This window comes from Brevibacillus sp. HB1.4B, from assembly GCF_013284285.1.
Lineage (GTDB): Bacteria > Bacillota > Bacilli > Brevibacillales > Brevibacillaceae > Brevibacillus > Brevibacillus porteri.
Genome location: NZ_JABSUT010000012.1, coordinates 1 through 15,071, shown reverse-complemented (window position 1 = coordinate 15,071; position 15,071 = coordinate 1). Strand labels below are relative to the sequence as shown.

Below are 15,071 nucleotides of genomic sequence, written 5' to 3'. Positions count from 1 at the left end.
CTCCTGTGGTGTTGCATGATTCGATTTAAAATGAACGCGTTGTAAATTTTTATAGTTTGAAACTTAGCATATGGTTGAATATATGTAAAATATTGTTTTTTATAAAAATAAGGAGTTCGATAAAATCATGCCGCGGTGGAAGCAATGTCCTTTGCTGACGAACTGCAAGTAGCCGAATCTTCATTTGCATCAGCGATTTGCTTGTTCACGAACACCAAAGGCTTTTTCGAGCAGGATGGCAAAGTGAAAATACGTGAGGAGCTGGAGAAGCACATGCAAGAATGAGTGAGCGCAATCGCGTCATCGACCAGATCAACGAGATTTCACAGGTCTGTTTGCAGCTTCTTGAAATGAACGTCAATCTCGACGAGTTGGCTGCAAAAGTGAGTCGTGTGGCGGCTGAGCTGGAATAGTTCCGATTTGGTGGGAAAATGAAAAGGACAGTTCCCGGTCTCGTAAAGACGAGGGGACTGCCCTTTTTCGGTTGTTAGGTGGCTCATGTCATATGATTAATAGGTGTAGGAGCTACCAAATTGTATATCATTTCCGATTCTCCCATTCCTCCCGCAAAATCCCCATCTTAATCGCATCGAAATATTCGCCGCGTACAATCCTTGCTTTGCGTACCCGCGCTTCTTCCACCATTCCCATGTGAGCAGCCAGCTTGATCATCCGTTTATTGCCGGACCACGTACCAATGCCTAAACGGACAGTATCCATGTGGGTAAACAAGTAATCGATCCACATCCGAAATGCTTCCCGGCCATAACCATTCTGCCAATAGCGGGAGTCATAAATAACGATTCCGATTTCGCACCAGTTCGTCTCCTCAGATACCCAGTAGCGACCGACACTGCCCTTTAGCTCGCCGTCAATCTCAATCATCAGTTCGGTTCTTGGTGCACCTGTCCCAACGAGAGCAAGAGACTCCTGGTGGCGTGGGAGGTCGCGATATTCTTCTTTTGTGTACGGATCAAGTGGTTTGTAGGGGCCATTCCAATTGAGATGTTCACGATCCTCTGCTTCGTACTTCCAATAGTAGATGGTATCCAAATCTTCTGCTCGAATATCTCGCAGAACGACCTTTTCTCCTTGCAAATGAATACGCATGACTTGTTCTCCTTTCGTGTGGGTGAATCTGGTACAATCATTGTAAAAGAGAACTGCTCCTATACACAGTGACAGTTTAAGAGAGTTAAATGGGGACAGATTGGAGGGCCGCTGATGGAGTACATGCCGATCATGGATGCACAGAGCAAAGATCCTCTGTATCAACAGCTATACAAGCAATTGAGCAAACGGATTGCATCAGGAGAGATACCGTCCGGAACCAAGATGCCGTCGATCCGTCAGTTGATGAAAGCGAGCGGAGTCGGAAAAAATACGATTGAGGCAGCCTATCAGCAACTGCTCGCAGAAGGCTACATCGTGAGCCGGGAGCGGAGCGGCTTTTTTGCTGCCGAGATCGAGAGATGGTCAGAGCCAGTGGATCAGGATGAGGAGATTGCCTTGTATTCGTCCATCTTGAAAAAGAAAAAAGGGGAGCATCTCACCTGTCGCTACAACTTTCATGGCTCTGTCATCGATACGAAGTCCTTTCCTTACGCTGCATGGCGTTCTTGCATGCTGGAAGCGCTGGATATCTATCCGGAGGACTTTTCTTTTTATGGGGATGATCAAGGAGAGTGGGAGCTCCGAGAAGAGCTCAGTACATATTTGCGCAGAGCACGTACGCTCATTTGTCGGCCTGAGCAAATCATCATCGGCACCGGATTACAGCAGGCTCTCAGCTTTTTATGTCTGCTCTTGGCAGATCGGCATCGTGTGGTTGCCATCGAGGAGCCTGGCTATGCAGATGCACGGATCGTCTTTTCCCATCACGGCTATGAGGTCGTGCCCATCCCGTTAGCGGAAGAGGGCCTGTCCATTGAAGCTTTGGAGAAAAGCAAAGCAACGGTCGTGTACACGACGCCTGCCCATCAATTTCCGTATGGGATGGTGATGCCAGTCGGTCAGCGTCAGCAATTGCTGCAATGGGCAAAGAGAAAGAACGGAATCATCATCGAAAATGATTACGATGGCGAATTCCGCTACAATGTACACCCTACGCCATCTTTGCAAGGGATGGATCGGGACGGATGTGTTGTTTATATCGGCAATTTTTCCAAAGCATTTTCTCCAGCACTTCGCTTGGATTATACGGTACTTCCGAGGCAGTTGCTCGGGCGATATTTGGAAGCATTCCAGGCGTATCCTTCTCCGGTTTCCCGCCATTTGCAACGAAGTATGCAGTTGTTCATGCAAAAAGGATATTGGGAAAAGCATGTCCGAAAAATGCGCACCGTCTATCACCGCAAGCACGATGCACTGCTTCGGGCGATACAGACCTACATGCCCCGGGAAGTCCGAGTTTTGGGACAGTCAGCAGGGCTTCATATTTTGCTCGAGGTAGATACTTCCCGAACGGAGAAGGAGCTGATCGACCTGGCGCGTGCGGCCGATGTTCGCGTTTATCCGAGCGGCCATAATTGGGCCAATGATCCGACAAATGCACGACCGCGAATCATCGTTGGATTTGGCGGAGTGGAGGAACAAGACATTGCGGTAGGAATCGGTCGTTTGGCAGAAGCTTGGTTTTCATTATGATCTGCGCTTTTGCCGAATCTTCTCGTTCTTATCCTTGTCATCCCCTTCTTCTTCCTCTGATTCTTTCTTTTCGATCTTTTGCTCATGGAATTCAACTGGCGTTTGCCCGAACACGCGATCTAGCGGAGTGTAGTAATGCTCAACTGGTTTCTTTTGCACAAAAAAGCGGTAGCAAGCGATCCCGAGCATGCCAAAAATCAAAAGGGATACGCCAATAATCAAGCCGGACATCATCATCATCTGTTTTTTGTCCCTCCTTATTTTGAGGTTATCGATGATTTACGTTGGGGGCCTCAAATAGTTTCAACAGAAAAAGCAGCCTATGGCGTGGGACAGGGCAGTTGTCCAGCGCATAGGCTGCTTGGCATTTATCGGCAAGGATTATTTCATGCTTTTTTGGTACTCATCAAACTGAGAGGTTACTTCATTTGAAGGCTTGCTGGTCAAATGGCTGACAACTACGATGGCGAGCAGGCTAATGGCAAAGCCGGGAACCATCTCATAAAGGAAGTCCTTCAGTACATCAAAACGAGTCCAGATAATAACGGTAAGTGCGCCAGCGACCATACCCGCGAGAGCACCCCATTTGTTCATGCGCTTCCAATAGAGGGAGAGCAGAATGACAGGCCCAAACGAAGCGCCGAATCCGGCCCACGCATATCCGACGAGATCGAGGATCGTGTCATTTTTATTCAAGGCGAGTAAAAAGGCGACGACAGATACGAGCAAGACGGACAGGCGGCCAATCGTGACCAGCTCTTTGTCAGTGGCAGAACGCTTGAAAAAGGTTTTGTAAATATCCTCGGTCAAGGAGCTGGACGTGACGAGCAGCTGAGAGGAAATCGTACTCATGATCGCTGCCAAAATCGCCGCCAGCAAAAAGCCGGTAATGAGTGGATGGAACAGGATCGTACCCAGCTGGATGAAGATCGTCTCAGGATCGCTCAACGTCCAGCCTTGCTTGGAGTACAGGGCGATACCAACCAGACCTGTCAGCATGGCGCCAGCGACGGAGAAAATCATCCAGCCCATACCGATGCTGCGAGCTTTTTTGATCTCACTCGTGGACGTGATCGCCATAAAGCGAACGATAATGTGCGGTTGTCCGAAATAGCCGAGTCCCCATGCAAACAGGGAAATGATGCCGAGCAGGCTCGTCCCTTTAAAAATATCGAGCAAAGAGGGATCGACAGCGTGGATCTCCGTAAATGTTTCTCCCAATCCGCCTGCGGTAAGAACGGTCACAAGCGGAACGAGAATGAGTGCGATGACCATAATGAGTCCTTGTACAGCGTCCGTCCAGCTTACAGCGAGGAAGCCGCCAAACAATGTGTAAGCAATGGTGACCAAGCCGACAATCCATAGCCCGGTTTGATAACTCAGGTGGAAGGTGTTTTCAAACAACACGCCTCCAGAAACGAGACCAGATGAGACGTAAAAAGTAAAAAAGATCATAATAACAAGAGCCGAGACAAGACGAAGCATCCGAGACGCATCTCCGAAACGATTTTCCAAAAAAGCAGGAATCGTAATCGAGTTGTTGGCAACCTCCGTATACGAACGAAGGCGGGGAGCGACATACAGCCAGTTGGCATAAGCGCCGAGAGTCAGACCGATCGCAATCCATGATGCGCTAAGACCTTGGGCAAACATGGCACCTGGCAGCCCCATCATCAACCAGCCACTCATGTCGGATGCACCCGCGCTGAGAGCGGTTACAGTTGGACCTAGCGATCGACCACCAAGCATATAGTCAGTCAGATTGGAGGTACGTTTGTAGGCATAATAGCCGATTAACAACATACCTGCCATGTACACAATAATAGATGCGAGCAGCATATTCATTGGCATCACCTCGTTGTGTTTAGTATTTATGAATTTTATATGAACATCTTACACGTTATCATGCCCAATTATAAAAATCTATAAGGAAACACAGAAAATTATGTAGAGCCTCAATAAAAAGTTTTTTAATAACACGAAAAAGCCCGCGAAGATTGATCGCAGGCTTTTCTTGAAATGTTTTCCAAATTACTGTACTTGAACCTGACCGTTTCCGTCGAGTGTTACTTTGAATTCCTTTACGACAGTAGGCTCCGCACCCTGATTGTTCAAATCGTGCTTAAGCACTTTGAAAGTACCATCGGCAGAGAGCGTGCCTGTATATTCAACACCAAACATGTCAGATTTGTAAAAGCTGAAGTTCGCTAGCTCGGTCTTTTGCAATTCTTCCACCAGCAACTGACCATCTCCGCTGAACATGGCATTACGCAATGCCTCAGAGGATTCGTATTTTTGCTGGAGGTATGCTTGTAGTTGTTTGGCGACTTCAGACTCAGCCAGTTGCTTGCCGGCTTCGAGAACTTGTTGTCCCGCTTCGACAGCCTGTTTGCCTGTCTCAATCGCTTGCTGTCCTGTTTCTACTGCTTGCTGGGCGGTTTGGACCCCTTCGGATATTTCGGAGCAGGCAGTGAGCAGCAGCGCGCATGCAACAATCAAAACTTTTTTCATGTGGTTCACTCCTTTCTGGCGTGACGATTCTTACTTTATTTATTTTACCGTATATCCACTGACTTCGCATCCGCATATGATGAGGTAAGCGTAAGAGCTGCATTGATTACAGGGAGGAAACACAATGATTCAAGGGAAAGTAAAATGGTTCAGCAAAGAAAAGGGCTATGGGTTTATCGAGCGCGATGGAGGACCTGATGTATTCGTACACTATTCTGCGATCACGGGGCAAGGTTACCGGAATTTGGAGGAAGGCGAGCAGGTGAGTTTTGAGATTGTGAATGGACAGCGGGGGTTACAAGCAGCCAATGTAGCGAGGAAAGTCGTGTAAAAGAGGTATCATCTTCAAAACACACATGACGAAGGACTTCCTTCGATTCAAAAACGCCGTCATACCTGTACAAGGCAGACGGCGTCTTATTTATGTCATGTTGCGTTCGGGATTGATCAAAGGTTGTTGTAGAGAAAGACTGACAGTGCAATGACCAGAGCGATCGTAATGATACCGTAAATGATCAACAAATTGCGGGAGCGTTGTTTAAAGCCCCGTACTTTGGATTCGGATGGGTTAATTCCGATTTTAATCGTAACGACCAGACCTATAAGAACAAGTACAATAATAGCAATAATGAAAGGCAAAATACTCATAACAGCCAGTCCTTTCTGTATGGCACAGTCATCCTGCTGGATATACACGAGGATGCATACGGTAGCCTACTTCGATCATATACCGACCGTACAAAAATGTTGCCATCCACTTGGGGATTATTTTGCCCATCCACTTGCCATGAATGCATCCGCTAAGCGCGAAACTGCCTCAGGGATCTGATCTGTGGTAGCTCTGCCAAAGGTGAAGCGAACATATCCTTGCTCTGCCCCGAAAAGATGTCCCGGAACGAAGACAACTCCCCGTTTGACTGATTCTGTGAGAAGAGTTTCGCCGCTCCATTCCCCTTTGAATTTACACCACAAGTGAATGCCTCCTTCTGAACCAACCATTTCTACTTGGTCACCGAACTTGTCTTGAAGCGAGGAGACAAGCTGATCGTGCCGCAAGGATAGCTCTGTTCGCAGAAGATCGATGTGACTCACAAACTGAGGGGATCCGAGAAAGCGATTCGCGAGCCATTGCGGAAAAATGCTGTGCCCAAAATCAAACTGCTGTTTCGCATCTGCCAGTCTTTCCATGACAGTAGGCGGCCCTACGATCCAGCCGATCCGCAGACCTGAGGCTACAATTTTGGTCAAAGAGCTGATGTAGAGTACTGTTCCGTGTTGATCCAGCGATTTTAAGGTTGGGACGGGCTCTCTTGAAAAACTGGTCAAGCTATATGGATCATCCTCGATGATCGGAATCCCGTTTTCATAGGAGAACGCGAGCAATTCCTGGCGACGCTCTAATGAAAGCAGTGTCCCTGTCGGATTTTGATAATTCGGATTGAGAAAAACCATTTTGATGCGGTGCTGGCGGTGCAGCTGTGCCAAGTGCTTTGGGTCGATTCCGTCCCGGTCGATAGGCAGTGAGAACGTACGCAAGCCAGCGGAATGAAAAAGCGGCAAGGAATAACAGTAAGACGGCTCCTCAATGGCTACCGCATCTCCTGGCTTTAACAAGCATTGAACGACGAGGTGAAGAGCCTGCTGCGCTCCTGACGTGATCATGATCGAGGTAGCAGGTGCTGCGATGCTTCGCCATGTTTTCATATGGAGACTCAATGTCTCTCGCAAAGCCCAATTGCCCTGCGGATGCTCATAGCCGAGATGAGCGGGGAAGTCGGGGGTCATGAGCTGCTGAAGTGTTTGATTGGGGACGAGATCGGTCGAGAGCTCGCCACTCGCCAAATCAATCAACTCATTTTCCTGTGTTTCACGACGGATTTTGCGAATCAATGGTAAATTCGGACGAAACGACCCTGACTCCGTCAAATGACGCCAGTTCGGAACGCGTGTCCGTGCGAGTCCCCAAATATCTTGGCTGACAATGGTACCACTTCCTTGAATGCGCTCGATCATACCTGCTGCTTGCAGCTCATCGTATGCCGCGACGACGGTCGAACGGTTGACATTCAGTTCTTTGGCCAGGGTGCGCTCCGAGGGCAAATAGCTGCCAGGACCGAATTCACCACTGCTGATTCTTTGCTCGATTTGCACTGCTATTTGTTTATATAAGGGCTTTGTAGCCGTAGAAGATATACCATCCATCCCGAATCCCGCTTTCTACATTTATCCATTTATTATATCATGACATTCCGATCTTTCATTTTCGTCTGGGTCAGGTAAAATAGATGAGATGGAAGGAGAGATGGACGATGAAACAATACCTGGATTTGTGCCAGCGCATTTTAGATGAGGGTGTCACAAAAGAGGATCGGACAGGCACCGGAACGACCAGTGTTTTTGGGCATCAGATGCGTTTTGATCTGAGTGAAGGCTTTCCAATGGTCACAACGAAAAAGCTGCATATGAAATCGATCATCCACGAATTGCTCTGGTTTTTATCAGGCGATACCAATGTCCGCTACTTGCAGGAAAACGGCGTGCGGATCTGGAACGAATGGGCCGATGAAAACGGAGATTTGGGCCCGGTATACGGAAGCCAATGGCGTTCCTTTGCGGGACGCGACGGCAAAACAGTGGACCAGATTCAATGGGTCATTGATGAGATCAAACGCAATCCGGACTCTCGTCGCTTGATCGTTAGCGCGTGGAATCCGGCTGAATTGGACAAGATGGCATTGCCGCCTTGTCACCTGTTGTTCCAGTTTTACGTAGCGAATGGCAAGCTATCCTGCCAGCTGTATCAGCGCAGTGGCGATACATTTTTGGGTGTGCCGTTTAATATCGCTTCCTACGCATTGCTGACGCATATGGTGGCGCATGTCACTGGACTTGAAGTGGGCGATTTTGTTCATACGATCGGTGATGCTCATCTGTATCTCAACCATATCGAGCAGGTCAAGCTCCAGCTCACTCGCGAGCCGAAAACACTGCCGAAGCTCGTGCTCAATCCAGAAGTGACTTCGATTTTTGACTTCAAATACGAAGATATTGAAATCGTCGGCTACGAATCCCACCCGCACATCAAAGGCGAGGTGGCCGTATGATCAGCCTGATTGTTGCCTATGCCCGCAATCAAGTCATCGGAAAAGATGGCGACATGCCGTGGCACCTACCTGCTGACTTGAAAAATGTGAAGGAATTAACGACAGGCCAAACGATCGTCATGGGACGCAAAACGTTCGAATCGATCGGCAAGCCGCTGCCTAACCGCAGAAATGTCGTCCTGACACGCAGCCAGGACTTTCACCCTGAAGGTGTAGATGTCGTTCATACGAAGGAAGAAGTGCTCGCACTGGGTGATGTCATCATCTTTGGTGGCTCGGAAATTTATCGTCAGTTCCTCGATGTTGTTGATCGGCTGTACATTACGGAGATCGATTTGGAAACTGAGGGCGATACGTTTTTCCCAGCATGGGATCGGGATGCTTACACCTTGGTGGACAAGCGTGAGGGTATCGTGGATGAGAAGAACGTTCATCCGCATGCGTTTTACGTGTATGAACGAAAAAATAGCTGATAATCGAAAATGCCTCGTTGCTGAGGCATTTTTTTGTTCTTTTTTCACCTCTTCTGCTTGGTTGCTCGTCATGTGAATACTCGACATATGTATGGAACCACAAGCATATAAACGATAGAAAATAGCAGGGACGAACCCAAGGAGGTGATCGGGATGAAGGTAGACTTTCACGTCCATCTGGAGGAAGGGCCGTATTCGCTGGACTGGTTGCTCAAGCAAGCGGAATCATTGCGCCCTCTCGTGGAGCATGCCGAAGTGAAGGGGAGCCGAAAATGGGCTAGTATGCTGACCGATGGGTTGGCTGAGCGCCTTCAACAAGGCCCGTATTCACGGGACTGGCTTGAATTGTATCGATTACGTGCCAAACAGGCGGGGATTCAGCAAGTTTGCGTGGTGGAGCACTTATATCGTTTTCTTGAGTATCGGCCGTACTACGAGCAGCATGTGCACATCGGCTCTGATCGCTTGGGGACGGCACAGCGCAAATGGCTGAGTCAGGTCGCAAATGACTCTCTGGACAGCTTTGTTGTTTTCATGCAAAAAGAGCGGCTTCGTTGGGCGGAGGACGGGATTGACCTGCGTGTCGGGATTGAACTGGATTATTTTTCAGGTGGAGAAGAGACACTGCGGCATGTCATCAATCAATATCCTTGGGATGTGTGCATAGGGGCCGTACATTTTCTGGAAGGCTGGGGTTATTCGATCCAGGATGCACGAGAACGCTTTGGAAGACAGGAACTAATCGGATTGTACAGCCTTTATTTTGATAAGCTGGAGCAGGCGATCGAATCGCAATTATTCGATGTCATTGCCCATATCGATGGCATCAAAGCGTTTGGTGTGCGACCAGATGAAACGGCACTATTGCCGTATTATCAGCGTGTGGCTCGAGCTCTTGGACGCAGGGAGATTGCGACGGAAATCAATACAGGCTACGGTCTGGCGAGTCAGCTCCGGGAATTTTCGCCCAGTTATCGCTTTCTGGAAATTTTGTTCCAGAATGAGGTGCCCATTACCTTGGCGTCTAGCGCTACTGCACCTGAGCAAGTCGGTCAGCAGTTGGACGAGGCTCGAGCGCAGTTGAAACGAGTAGGTTATACGAGCTTTGCGGTTTTTGAGAAGCGAAAACGCAGCATGCTCGCTCTGGATTAGTCAAGCTCCCCATTTGGCCCATGATTCTGCTATGATGAAAGAAGAATGGTGCATCCAGTGGGAGGAATAAAAACCATGGCCTTGCAGGAACAATTAAAAGAGCTGCTCAAAGAGATGGAGCCGCAAATCATTAGCTGGAGGCGTCATCTGCACCAGCATCCCGAGCTTTCCTTTCAAGAAGAGAAGACCCCAGCCCTTATTGCCGAAATATTGAGAGGACTTCATTTTGATGAGGTTCGCACAGGTGTGGGCGGTAGAGGAGTCATCGGCGTTTTGCGCGGAGGTCGCCCGGGAAAGGTCGTCGCGTTGCGTGCGGATTTTGACGCATTGCCGATTCAGGATCAAAAAGAGGTGCCGTATAAATCTACCGTACCTGGCGTCATGCATGCGTGTGGACATGATGCGCACACTTCTCAGCTGTTAGGACTCGCTTCTGTGTTGGCAGCACATCGTGAGCAGTTTGCCGGAGAAATTCGCTTTGTCTTTCAGCATGCGGAAGAGGAAAATCCGGGTGGAGCTACCCAAATGGTTCAGGATGGTGCTGTAGATGGCGTCGATGCGATCTTTGGCGTTCATCTCTGGTCGATGTTCCCTGTGGGCAAGGTGTATATTAGTGCAGGTCCGCTCATGGCGAATACGGACGACTTTTCCATCGAGATCAAAGGAAGAGGGGGACACGGTGCTGTTCCAGAAGAAACCGTCGACTCCATTGTGATCGGTTCACAAATTGTCGGTCATCTCCAAACGATTGCCAGTCGCAACGTCAGCCCATTAGAGAGTGTGGTCGTGACCGTGGGGACGTTCCATGGGGGAGACAGTACGAACATCATCGCAGATAGCTGTCGTTTGACAGGGACTGTCCGCACCTTTTTGCCAGACGTCCGCGATCGTGCGGAGCAGCGCCTGACAGAAATTGCGGAGGGGACAGCTGCCATGATGGGAGGCAGCGCTACGGTTGTCTACGATCGAGGGTATCCAGCCGTCATTAACCATGAAAAAGAAGCAGCGATCGCACAGGAGGCAGCCATTGCTGCATTCGGAGCTGGTCGCGTGGAATCGATGAAGCCGTTGATGGGTGGCGAGGACTTTTCTTACTACTTGGAAAAGGTGCCTGGCGCTTACTTGTTCGTAGGGGCAGGCAATCCGGAAAAACTGGCGACATATCCACATCACCATCCCCGCTTTGATATCGACGAGGACGCCATGCTGATCGCAGGCGAGCTCTTGGGACGAACAGCGTTGCACTATTTGGAAACACATCAACAATAAGAAAACTCATGAAAGATGCGCTTTTGCCTACATAGGACAAAGGCGCTTTTTTTGCTTTCAACCATAAGCTATACGAGGCTAGCTAGAAAATTGAACAAGGGAGGGAGTGGCCTTTCGGTGAGAAAACGGATAGGCGTACTGACCTACCGAAGAGAATCAGGCTTTGTCGAGCCCGGCTTTTTACGAAGGCTGGTTGAGGAAGGGAGAGAAATGGGGGCAGAGGTTTTTTTGTTTAGCCCACAAGATGTCCAGTTTGCAGAAAAGCGGATCAACGGTTTTGTACCAGATGGCACGAAGTGGAGACGAGAGTGTTTTGCCTGGCCCGATATCGTCATCGACCGTTATCGCTACTATCCATTGCCCAAGCATCGTGCCTATTTGCCATTTCGCAAGCAAGACTGGTTTCGTTATGCGAATAACCGCTTCTCGAACAAATATGTCGTTCATCAGATTTTGATACAAGATCCTGAGCTACAGCGCTGGCTTCCCGAAACACTCCCCTACGACAGAAAAACGCTTGATGCGATGCTTGCCGATCATCGTCTGGTTTATCTCAAGCCGACAAACGGCACAGGTGGCAGAAGCATACTGCGTGTGGAGAAACGAGCAGGTCGCTACCTTTTGCATGGCAGGACCAAGAAGCAAGTCAAAAGCTGCGAAAAACTGGCGACGCTCACAGAGGTGTGCGAGCGGCTGGAGCATTGGATGAAGAATGAGAAGAGCGGAAACGAGCAGTTTTTTCTTCAACAGGGGCTACGGTTGTCACTGGTTCCCAAGCGAACAGTAGATGCTCGCATGCTTGTGCAAAAGGACGGGAAGGGTCAGTGGTGCTTGACCGGGATGGGCATTCGCGTTGGGCCGTTACAATCGTCCACCTCGAATTTGCATGGGGGAGGAACCGCTTTACCTGCTGTTTCCTTTTTGGTCGAACGATTTGGTCAGGAAATGGCAAAGCGGATTGTGCTGGAATGCAAGGAGCTCGCGATCAAGACTGTCACACGCATTGAAGAGCATTTCGGCCTGATGATGGAGTTTGGCTTTGACCTGGGTATTGATGTTCACGGGAAGGTTTGGATTATCGAAATCAATCCGAAGCCGGGCAGAGAAATTTTCAAGCAGTTGCGTCAGCATAAGCGATATAAGATGGCGGTTCGACGGCCGTTGGAGTATGCGTTGTATCTCGTTAATAAAGAGAAGTCTGAGCGACTGAGGGATCTTCCATAGAGGAAGGTCTCTTTTTTTGGTATTTCCGTTTCTTTTCAGAGGGGGACACGGCATAATAATAAAAAATGCACAAGAGGTGAAACGCACATGCAAAAGCAATCATTTTCCATCGCACTCGACGAGGAGTTGACACTGCGAGGAGACATTCATACGGAGGAAGCGGCGGGTTCAGCACAGCCGCTACTGCTATTTTGCCATGGCTTTAAAGGCTTCAAGGATTGGGGAAGCTTTCCCTACGTAGCCGATGAGCTCGCCAAGCAAGGCATTACCACGATTCGCTTTAACTTTAGCTGCAATGGCGTAGGGGAGAGCTTGACGGAGTTCGATGAGCTGGAGAAATTCGGGCGCAATACGTATGCGCGTGAACTGGCTGATTTGCAAGCCTTGACGGAACGGATTTTGTCAGGCGAGCTTCCTGTACCTGATTATGTGGACAAAACGAAGCTGTACGTATTGGGACATAGCAAGGGCGGCGGTGATGCGATTTTATTCGGAGCAAATAACCCGCATGTGGCAGGGATTGTGACCTGGAACGGAATCGCCCATGTCGATTTGTTCGACGAGAAGCTGCGCCAACAAATAGAAGAGACAGGCGTCGGATACATAGCGAATGCGCGAACCGGTCAAGATATGCCAATCACGAGAGTCGTGATCGAGGATGTGGACAACAATCGCCAACATTACGATATTTTGGAACGTGTTTCTACGATGGAACAACCACTGTGCATCATCACAGGAGAAAAAGATTATGTCCGTCTGGTAGAGGGTGCAAAAAGAATTCATCAGGCTGCCAAAAACAGCGAGCTGCACTGGATAGAAGGCGGAGATCATACATTTAACACGCGTCATCCGTTTGCAGGAACATCGGCTCCGTTGGAAGCTGCGATCAAACAAACCGTCGCATTTGTCCGCACCCCACGGACATAGAAAAAACCTCTATTTTCCTGCGTTTTCTTTCCATTTGGGCTGTGGTATACTGGGTATCGTCTAACGGTTTGAATGATGTGATTATTCAGAAAAATAACAGAACAGGTGGAGAAGAAACATGAATAGCAAGGTGTATCTGTATGATACGACCCTGCGAGATGGTACGCAGGGAGAAGGGATCAGCCTGTCGGTAGAAGACAAGATAAAGATCGCACTGCGGCTGGATCAGTTTGGTATCGATTTTATTGAAGGCGGTTGGCCAGGCAGCAATCCAAAGGACATGGCTTTTTTTGAGCGTATCCGGGAGATTCCGCTGCAGCACGCAAAGGTAACGGCTTTTGGCAGTACCTGTAGACCGAATGTAGCAGCGGCGGATGATGACAATCTGCAAGCGTTGATCTTAAGCGGGGTAGGCGCGGCGGCGATTTTCGGGAAATCATGGGACTTGCACGTGACGGATGCTCTCAAGACGACATTGGAAGAAAACGTGCGCATGGTCGCTGATTCGGTCGCATTTTTAAAAGAAAACGGACTGACGACTCTCTTTTTGGCAGAGCATTTTTTCGATGGGTACAAGGCGAATCCGCGCTACGCATTGCGGGTGCTGGAAGCGGCAGAAGAAGCTGGAGCTGACTGGATTGTTCTCTGTGATACAAATGGTGGAACACTGCCGCATGAAGTCTATGATATTGTCAAAACGACTGTCGGCCATCTACGGACGCCTGTAGGCATCCATCCGCATAATGACAGCGGAGTGGCAGTTGCCAATACGTTAGCTGCGATTCAAGCGGGCGCACAGCAAGTACAAGGAACCATTAATGGCATCGGTGAGCGCTGTGGGAACGTCAACCTGATCTCCGTGGTTCCGAATTTGCAGCTCAAGCTCGGCTTTCACTGTGTGAGCACTGATCAATTGCAGGAGCTGACACAGCTGTCGCGCTATGTAGCGGAAATTGCCAACATGACGATGCCGAACAACCAACCGTTTGTCGGTTATAGTGCTTTTGCTCACAAGGGTGGTATTCACGTAAGTGCCGTGATGCGCGACCCGAAAACGTACGAGCACATCGAGCCAGAAAACATCGGCAACAAACGTCGCGTACTCGTCTCAGAGCTCGCAGGACAAAGCAATTTGCTCGCCAAAATGGAAGAGCTGGAGATCGATCTGTCGCTGGATCGCGAAAAGGCGAGAGAAATCATTACACACATCAAAGAGCGCGAATTCCAAGGCTATCAATACGAAGGAGCAGAGGCTTCGCTAACGCTGATGCTGCTGGAAGCCTCCGGCAAGCTGAAAAACCTGTTCAAGCTGGACTCATTCAAAATCATGCTGGAAAAGGCAGCCGTCCAATCGATCACGTCGGAGGCGACTGTGAAGCTGCGTGTGAACGGGGAGTCTGTCCATACGGCAGCTGATGGCAATGGTCCGGTGAACGCACTGGACAATGCCATGCGAAAAGCATTGGAAGGCTACTACCCGTGCATTGCAAAAATGCAGCTAGAAGATTACAAGGTGCGTGTCTTGGACGAAAACGGCGCGACTGCCGCAAAAGTACGTGTCCTAATCGAATCCTCGAGCAACGGCGAAAAGTGGAGCACAGTCGGCGTCTCCACCAACGTCATCGAGGCGAGCTGGGAAGCGCTGGCAGACAGTATCCGTTACTTGCTTTGGAAGGAAGGCTGCGAGGAAGTCGGAAGCCTTGCTTCCTCCGGGACGCGCGTAGGAATTGTAAATCATTAATAAAGAGACCAGCCCTGGCATTTG

General features: G+C 49.3%; 17 protein-coding genes. 11 read left to right on the top strand and 6 right to left on the bottom strand.

Going from position 1 to position 15,071, the window contains the following annotated elements; translation table 11 throughout:
* Positions 1-135: 135 nt before the first annotated feature.
* Both HP398_RS24845 and HP398_RS31250 read left to right on the top strand, forming a co-directional pair.
* Positions 136-285, top strand: a complete 150-nt coding sequence (locus tag HP398_RS24845; RefSeq protein WP_173623942.1) for a hypothetical protein — start codon at positions 136-138, stop codon at positions 283-285.
* Complete coding sequence (locus tag HP398_RS31250) at positions 282-413, top strand: hypothetical protein (RefSeq protein WP_017250682.1); 132 nt, start codon at positions 282-284, stop codon at positions 411-413. The genes HP398_RS24845 and HP398_RS31250 overlap by 4 nt, the downstream gene beginning before the upstream one ends.
* Before the next feature lie 127 nt (positions 414-540).
* Here the strand turns inward: HP398_RS31250 and HP398_RS24840 are convergent, their stop codons facing one another.
* The gene (locus HP398_RS24840; protein WP_173623941.1) at positions 541-1,110 is read right to left on the bottom strand and encodes a GNAT family N-acetyltransferase; all 570 of its coding nucleotides are present in this window, start codon (positions 1,108-1,110) and stop codon (positions 541-543) included.
* 114 nt (positions 1,111-1,224) lie between these two features.
* On the opposite strand from HP398_RS24840, the gene pdxR (HP398_RS24835) reads away from it, so the two are divergent.
* The gene (gene pdxR, locus HP398_RS24835; RefSeq protein ID WP_173623940.1) at positions 1,225-2,646 is read left to right on the top strand and encodes a MocR-like pyridoxine biosynthesis transcription factor PdxR; all 1,422 of its coding nucleotides are present in this window, start codon (positions 1,225-1,227) and stop codon (positions 2,644-2,646) included.
* Here pdxR (HP398_RS24835) and HP398_RS24830 read toward each other — a convergent pair.
* From HP398_RS24830 to HP398_RS24820, 3 genes are all read right to left on the bottom strand, one after another.
* The gene (locus HP398_RS24830; protein ID WP_173623939.1) at positions 2,641-2,886 is read right to left on the bottom strand and encodes a DUF3951 domain-containing protein; all 246 of its coding nucleotides are present in this window, start codon (positions 2,884-2,886) and stop codon (positions 2,641-2,643) included. The two genes, pdxR (HP398_RS24835) and HP398_RS24830, sit on opposite strands and share 6 nt — an antisense overlap.
* Positions 2,887-3,027: 141 nt before the next feature.
* Entirely contained in the window at positions 3,028-4,491 is a 1,464-nt protein-coding gene (gene putP, locus HP398_RS24825; protein WP_173623938.1) for a sodium/proline symporter PutP, read from the bottom strand.
* Between the two features lie 186 nt (positions 4,492-4,677).
* On the bottom strand, positions 4,678-5,157 hold the full coding sequence (locus HP398_RS24820) for an outer membrane protein assembly factor BamD (RefSeq protein WP_173623937.1): 480 nt from the start codon (positions 5,155-5,157) through the stop codon (positions 4,678-4,680).
* A gap of 124 nt (positions 5,158-5,281) precedes the next feature.
* Here HP398_RS24820 and HP398_RS24815 point away from each other — a divergent pair, with 124 nt between their 5' ends.
* On the top strand, positions 5,282-5,488 hold the full coding sequence (locus tag HP398_RS24815) for a cold-shock protein (RefSeq protein ID WP_017250676.1): 207 nt from the start codon (positions 5,282-5,284) through the stop codon (positions 5,486-5,488).
* Positions 5,489-5,604: 116 nt separating this feature from the next.
* Here HP398_RS24815 and HP398_RS24810 read toward each other — a convergent pair whose 3' ends face one another.
* Entirely contained in the window at positions 5,605-5,805 is a 201-nt protein-coding gene (locus HP398_RS24810; protein WP_007728714.1) for a hypothetical protein, read from the bottom strand.
* A 117-nt stretch (positions 5,806-5,922) separates the two neighbouring features.
* On the bottom strand, positions 5,923-7,359 hold the full coding sequence (gene pdxR / locus HP398_RS24805; protein ID WP_173623936.1) for a MocR-like pyridoxine biosynthesis transcription factor PdxR: 1,437 nt from the start codon (positions 7,357-7,359) through the stop codon (positions 5,923-5,925).
* A 107-nt stretch (positions 7,360-7,466) separates the two neighbouring features.
* On the opposite strand from pdxR (HP398_RS24805), the gene HP398_RS24800 reads away from it, so the two are divergent.
* The 7 genes from HP398_RS24800 (at position 7,467) to cimA (ending at position 15,047) form a co-directional block, all read left to right on the top strand.
* A complete protein-coding gene (locus HP398_RS24800; RefSeq protein ID WP_017250674.1) occupies positions 7,467-8,261 on the top strand; it encodes a thymidylate synthase in 795 nt (264 codons plus the stop codon).
* Entirely contained in the window at positions 8,258-8,734 is a 477-nt protein-coding gene (locus tag HP398_RS24795) for a dihydrofolate reductase (protein WP_173623935.1), read from the top strand. The genes HP398_RS24800 and HP398_RS24795 overlap by 4 nt, the downstream gene beginning before the upstream one ends.
* Before the next feature lie 153 nt (positions 8,735-8,887).
* Complete coding sequence (locus HP398_RS24790) at positions 8,888-9,886, top strand: histidinol phosphate phosphatase domain-containing protein (protein ID WP_017250672.1); 999 nt, start codon at positions 8,888-8,890, stop codon at positions 9,884-9,886.
* Between the two features lie 75 nt (positions 9,887-9,961).
* The gene (locus HP398_RS24785) at positions 9,962-11,155 is read left to right on the top strand and encodes a M20 metallopeptidase family protein (RefSeq protein ID WP_173623934.1); all 1,194 of its coding nucleotides are present in this window, start codon (positions 9,962-9,964) and stop codon (positions 11,153-11,155) included.
* Between the two features lie 117 nt (positions 11,156-11,272).
* Positions 11,273-12,379, top strand: coding sequence for a YheC/YheD family endospore coat-associated protein (locus tag HP398_RS24780; RefSeq protein WP_173623933.1), 1,107 nt, complete (start codon positions 11,273-11,275; stop codon positions 12,377-12,379).
* Between the two features lie 87 nt (positions 12,380-12,466).
* Positions 12,467-13,306: an alpha/beta hydrolase gene (locus HP398_RS24775; protein ID WP_173623932.1), complete on the top strand. Its 840-nt coding sequence runs from the start codon at positions 12,467-12,469 to the stop codon at positions 13,304-13,306.
* A gap of 118 nt (positions 13,307-13,424) precedes the next feature.
* Positions 13,425-15,047 (top strand): citramalate synthase, encoded by a 1,623-nt coding sequence (gene cimA / locus HP398_RS24770; protein WP_173623931.1) that lies wholly within the window; start codon positions 13,425-13,427, stop codon positions 15,045-15,047.
* The last annotated feature ends 24 nt before the right edge of the window (positions 15,048-15,071 follow it).

Coding starts and splice junctions, on each gene's coding strand:
- HP398_RS24785 (WP_173623934.1), top strand. CDS start 9,962: ATGGCCTTGCAGGAACAATTAAAAGAGCTGCTCAAAGAGATGGAGCCG.
- pdxR (WP_173623936.1), bottom strand. CDS start 7,359: ATGGATGGTATATCTTCTACGGCTACAAAGCCCTTATATAAACAAATA.
- HP398_RS24810 (WP_007728714.1), bottom strand. CDS start 5,805: ATGAGTATTTTGCCTTTCATTATTGCTATTATTGTACTTGTTCTTATA.
- HP398_RS24840 (WP_173623941.1), bottom strand. CDS start 1,110: ATGCGTATTCATTTGCAAGGAGAAAAGGTCGTTCTGCGAGATATTCGA.
- HP398_RS24790 (WP_017250672.1), top strand. CDS start 8,888: ATGAAGGTAGACTTTCACGTCCATCTGGAGGAAGGGCCGTATTCGCTG.
- putP (WP_173623938.1), bottom strand. CDS start 4,491: ATGAATATGCTGCTCGCATCTATTATTGTGTACATGGCAGGTATGTTG.
- HP398_RS24775 (WP_173623932.1), top strand. CDS start 12,467: ATGCAAAAGCAATCATTTTCCATCGCACTCGACGAGGAGTTGACACTG.
- cimA (WP_173623931.1), top strand. CDS start 13,425: ATGAATAGCAAGGTGTATCTGTATGATACGACCCTGCGAGATGGTACG.
- HP398_RS24820 (WP_173623937.1), bottom strand. CDS start 5,157: ATGAAAAAAGTTTTGATTGTTGCATGCGCGCTGCTGCTCACTGCCTGC.
- pdxR (WP_173623940.1), top strand. CDS start 1,225: ATGGAGTACATGCCGATCATGGATGCACAGAGCAAAGATCCTCTGTAT.
- HP398_RS24795 (WP_173623935.1), top strand. CDS start 8,258: ATGATCAGCCTGATTGTTGCCTATGCCCGCAATCAAGTCATCGGAAAA.
- HP398_RS24815 (WP_017250676.1), top strand. CDS start 5,282: ATGATTCAAGGGAAAGTAAAATGGTTCAGCAAAGAAAAGGGCTATGGG.
- HP398_RS24830 (WP_173623939.1), bottom strand. CDS start 2,886: ATGATGATGATGTCCGGCTTGATTATTGGCGTATCCCTTTTGATTTTT.
- HP398_RS31250 (WP_017250682.1), top strand. CDS start 282: ATGAGTGAGCGCAATCGCGTCATCGACCAGATCAACGAGATTTCACAG.
- HP398_RS24800 (WP_017250674.1), top strand. CDS start 7,467: ATGAAACAATACCTGGATTTGTGCCAGCGCATTTTAGATGAGGGTGTC.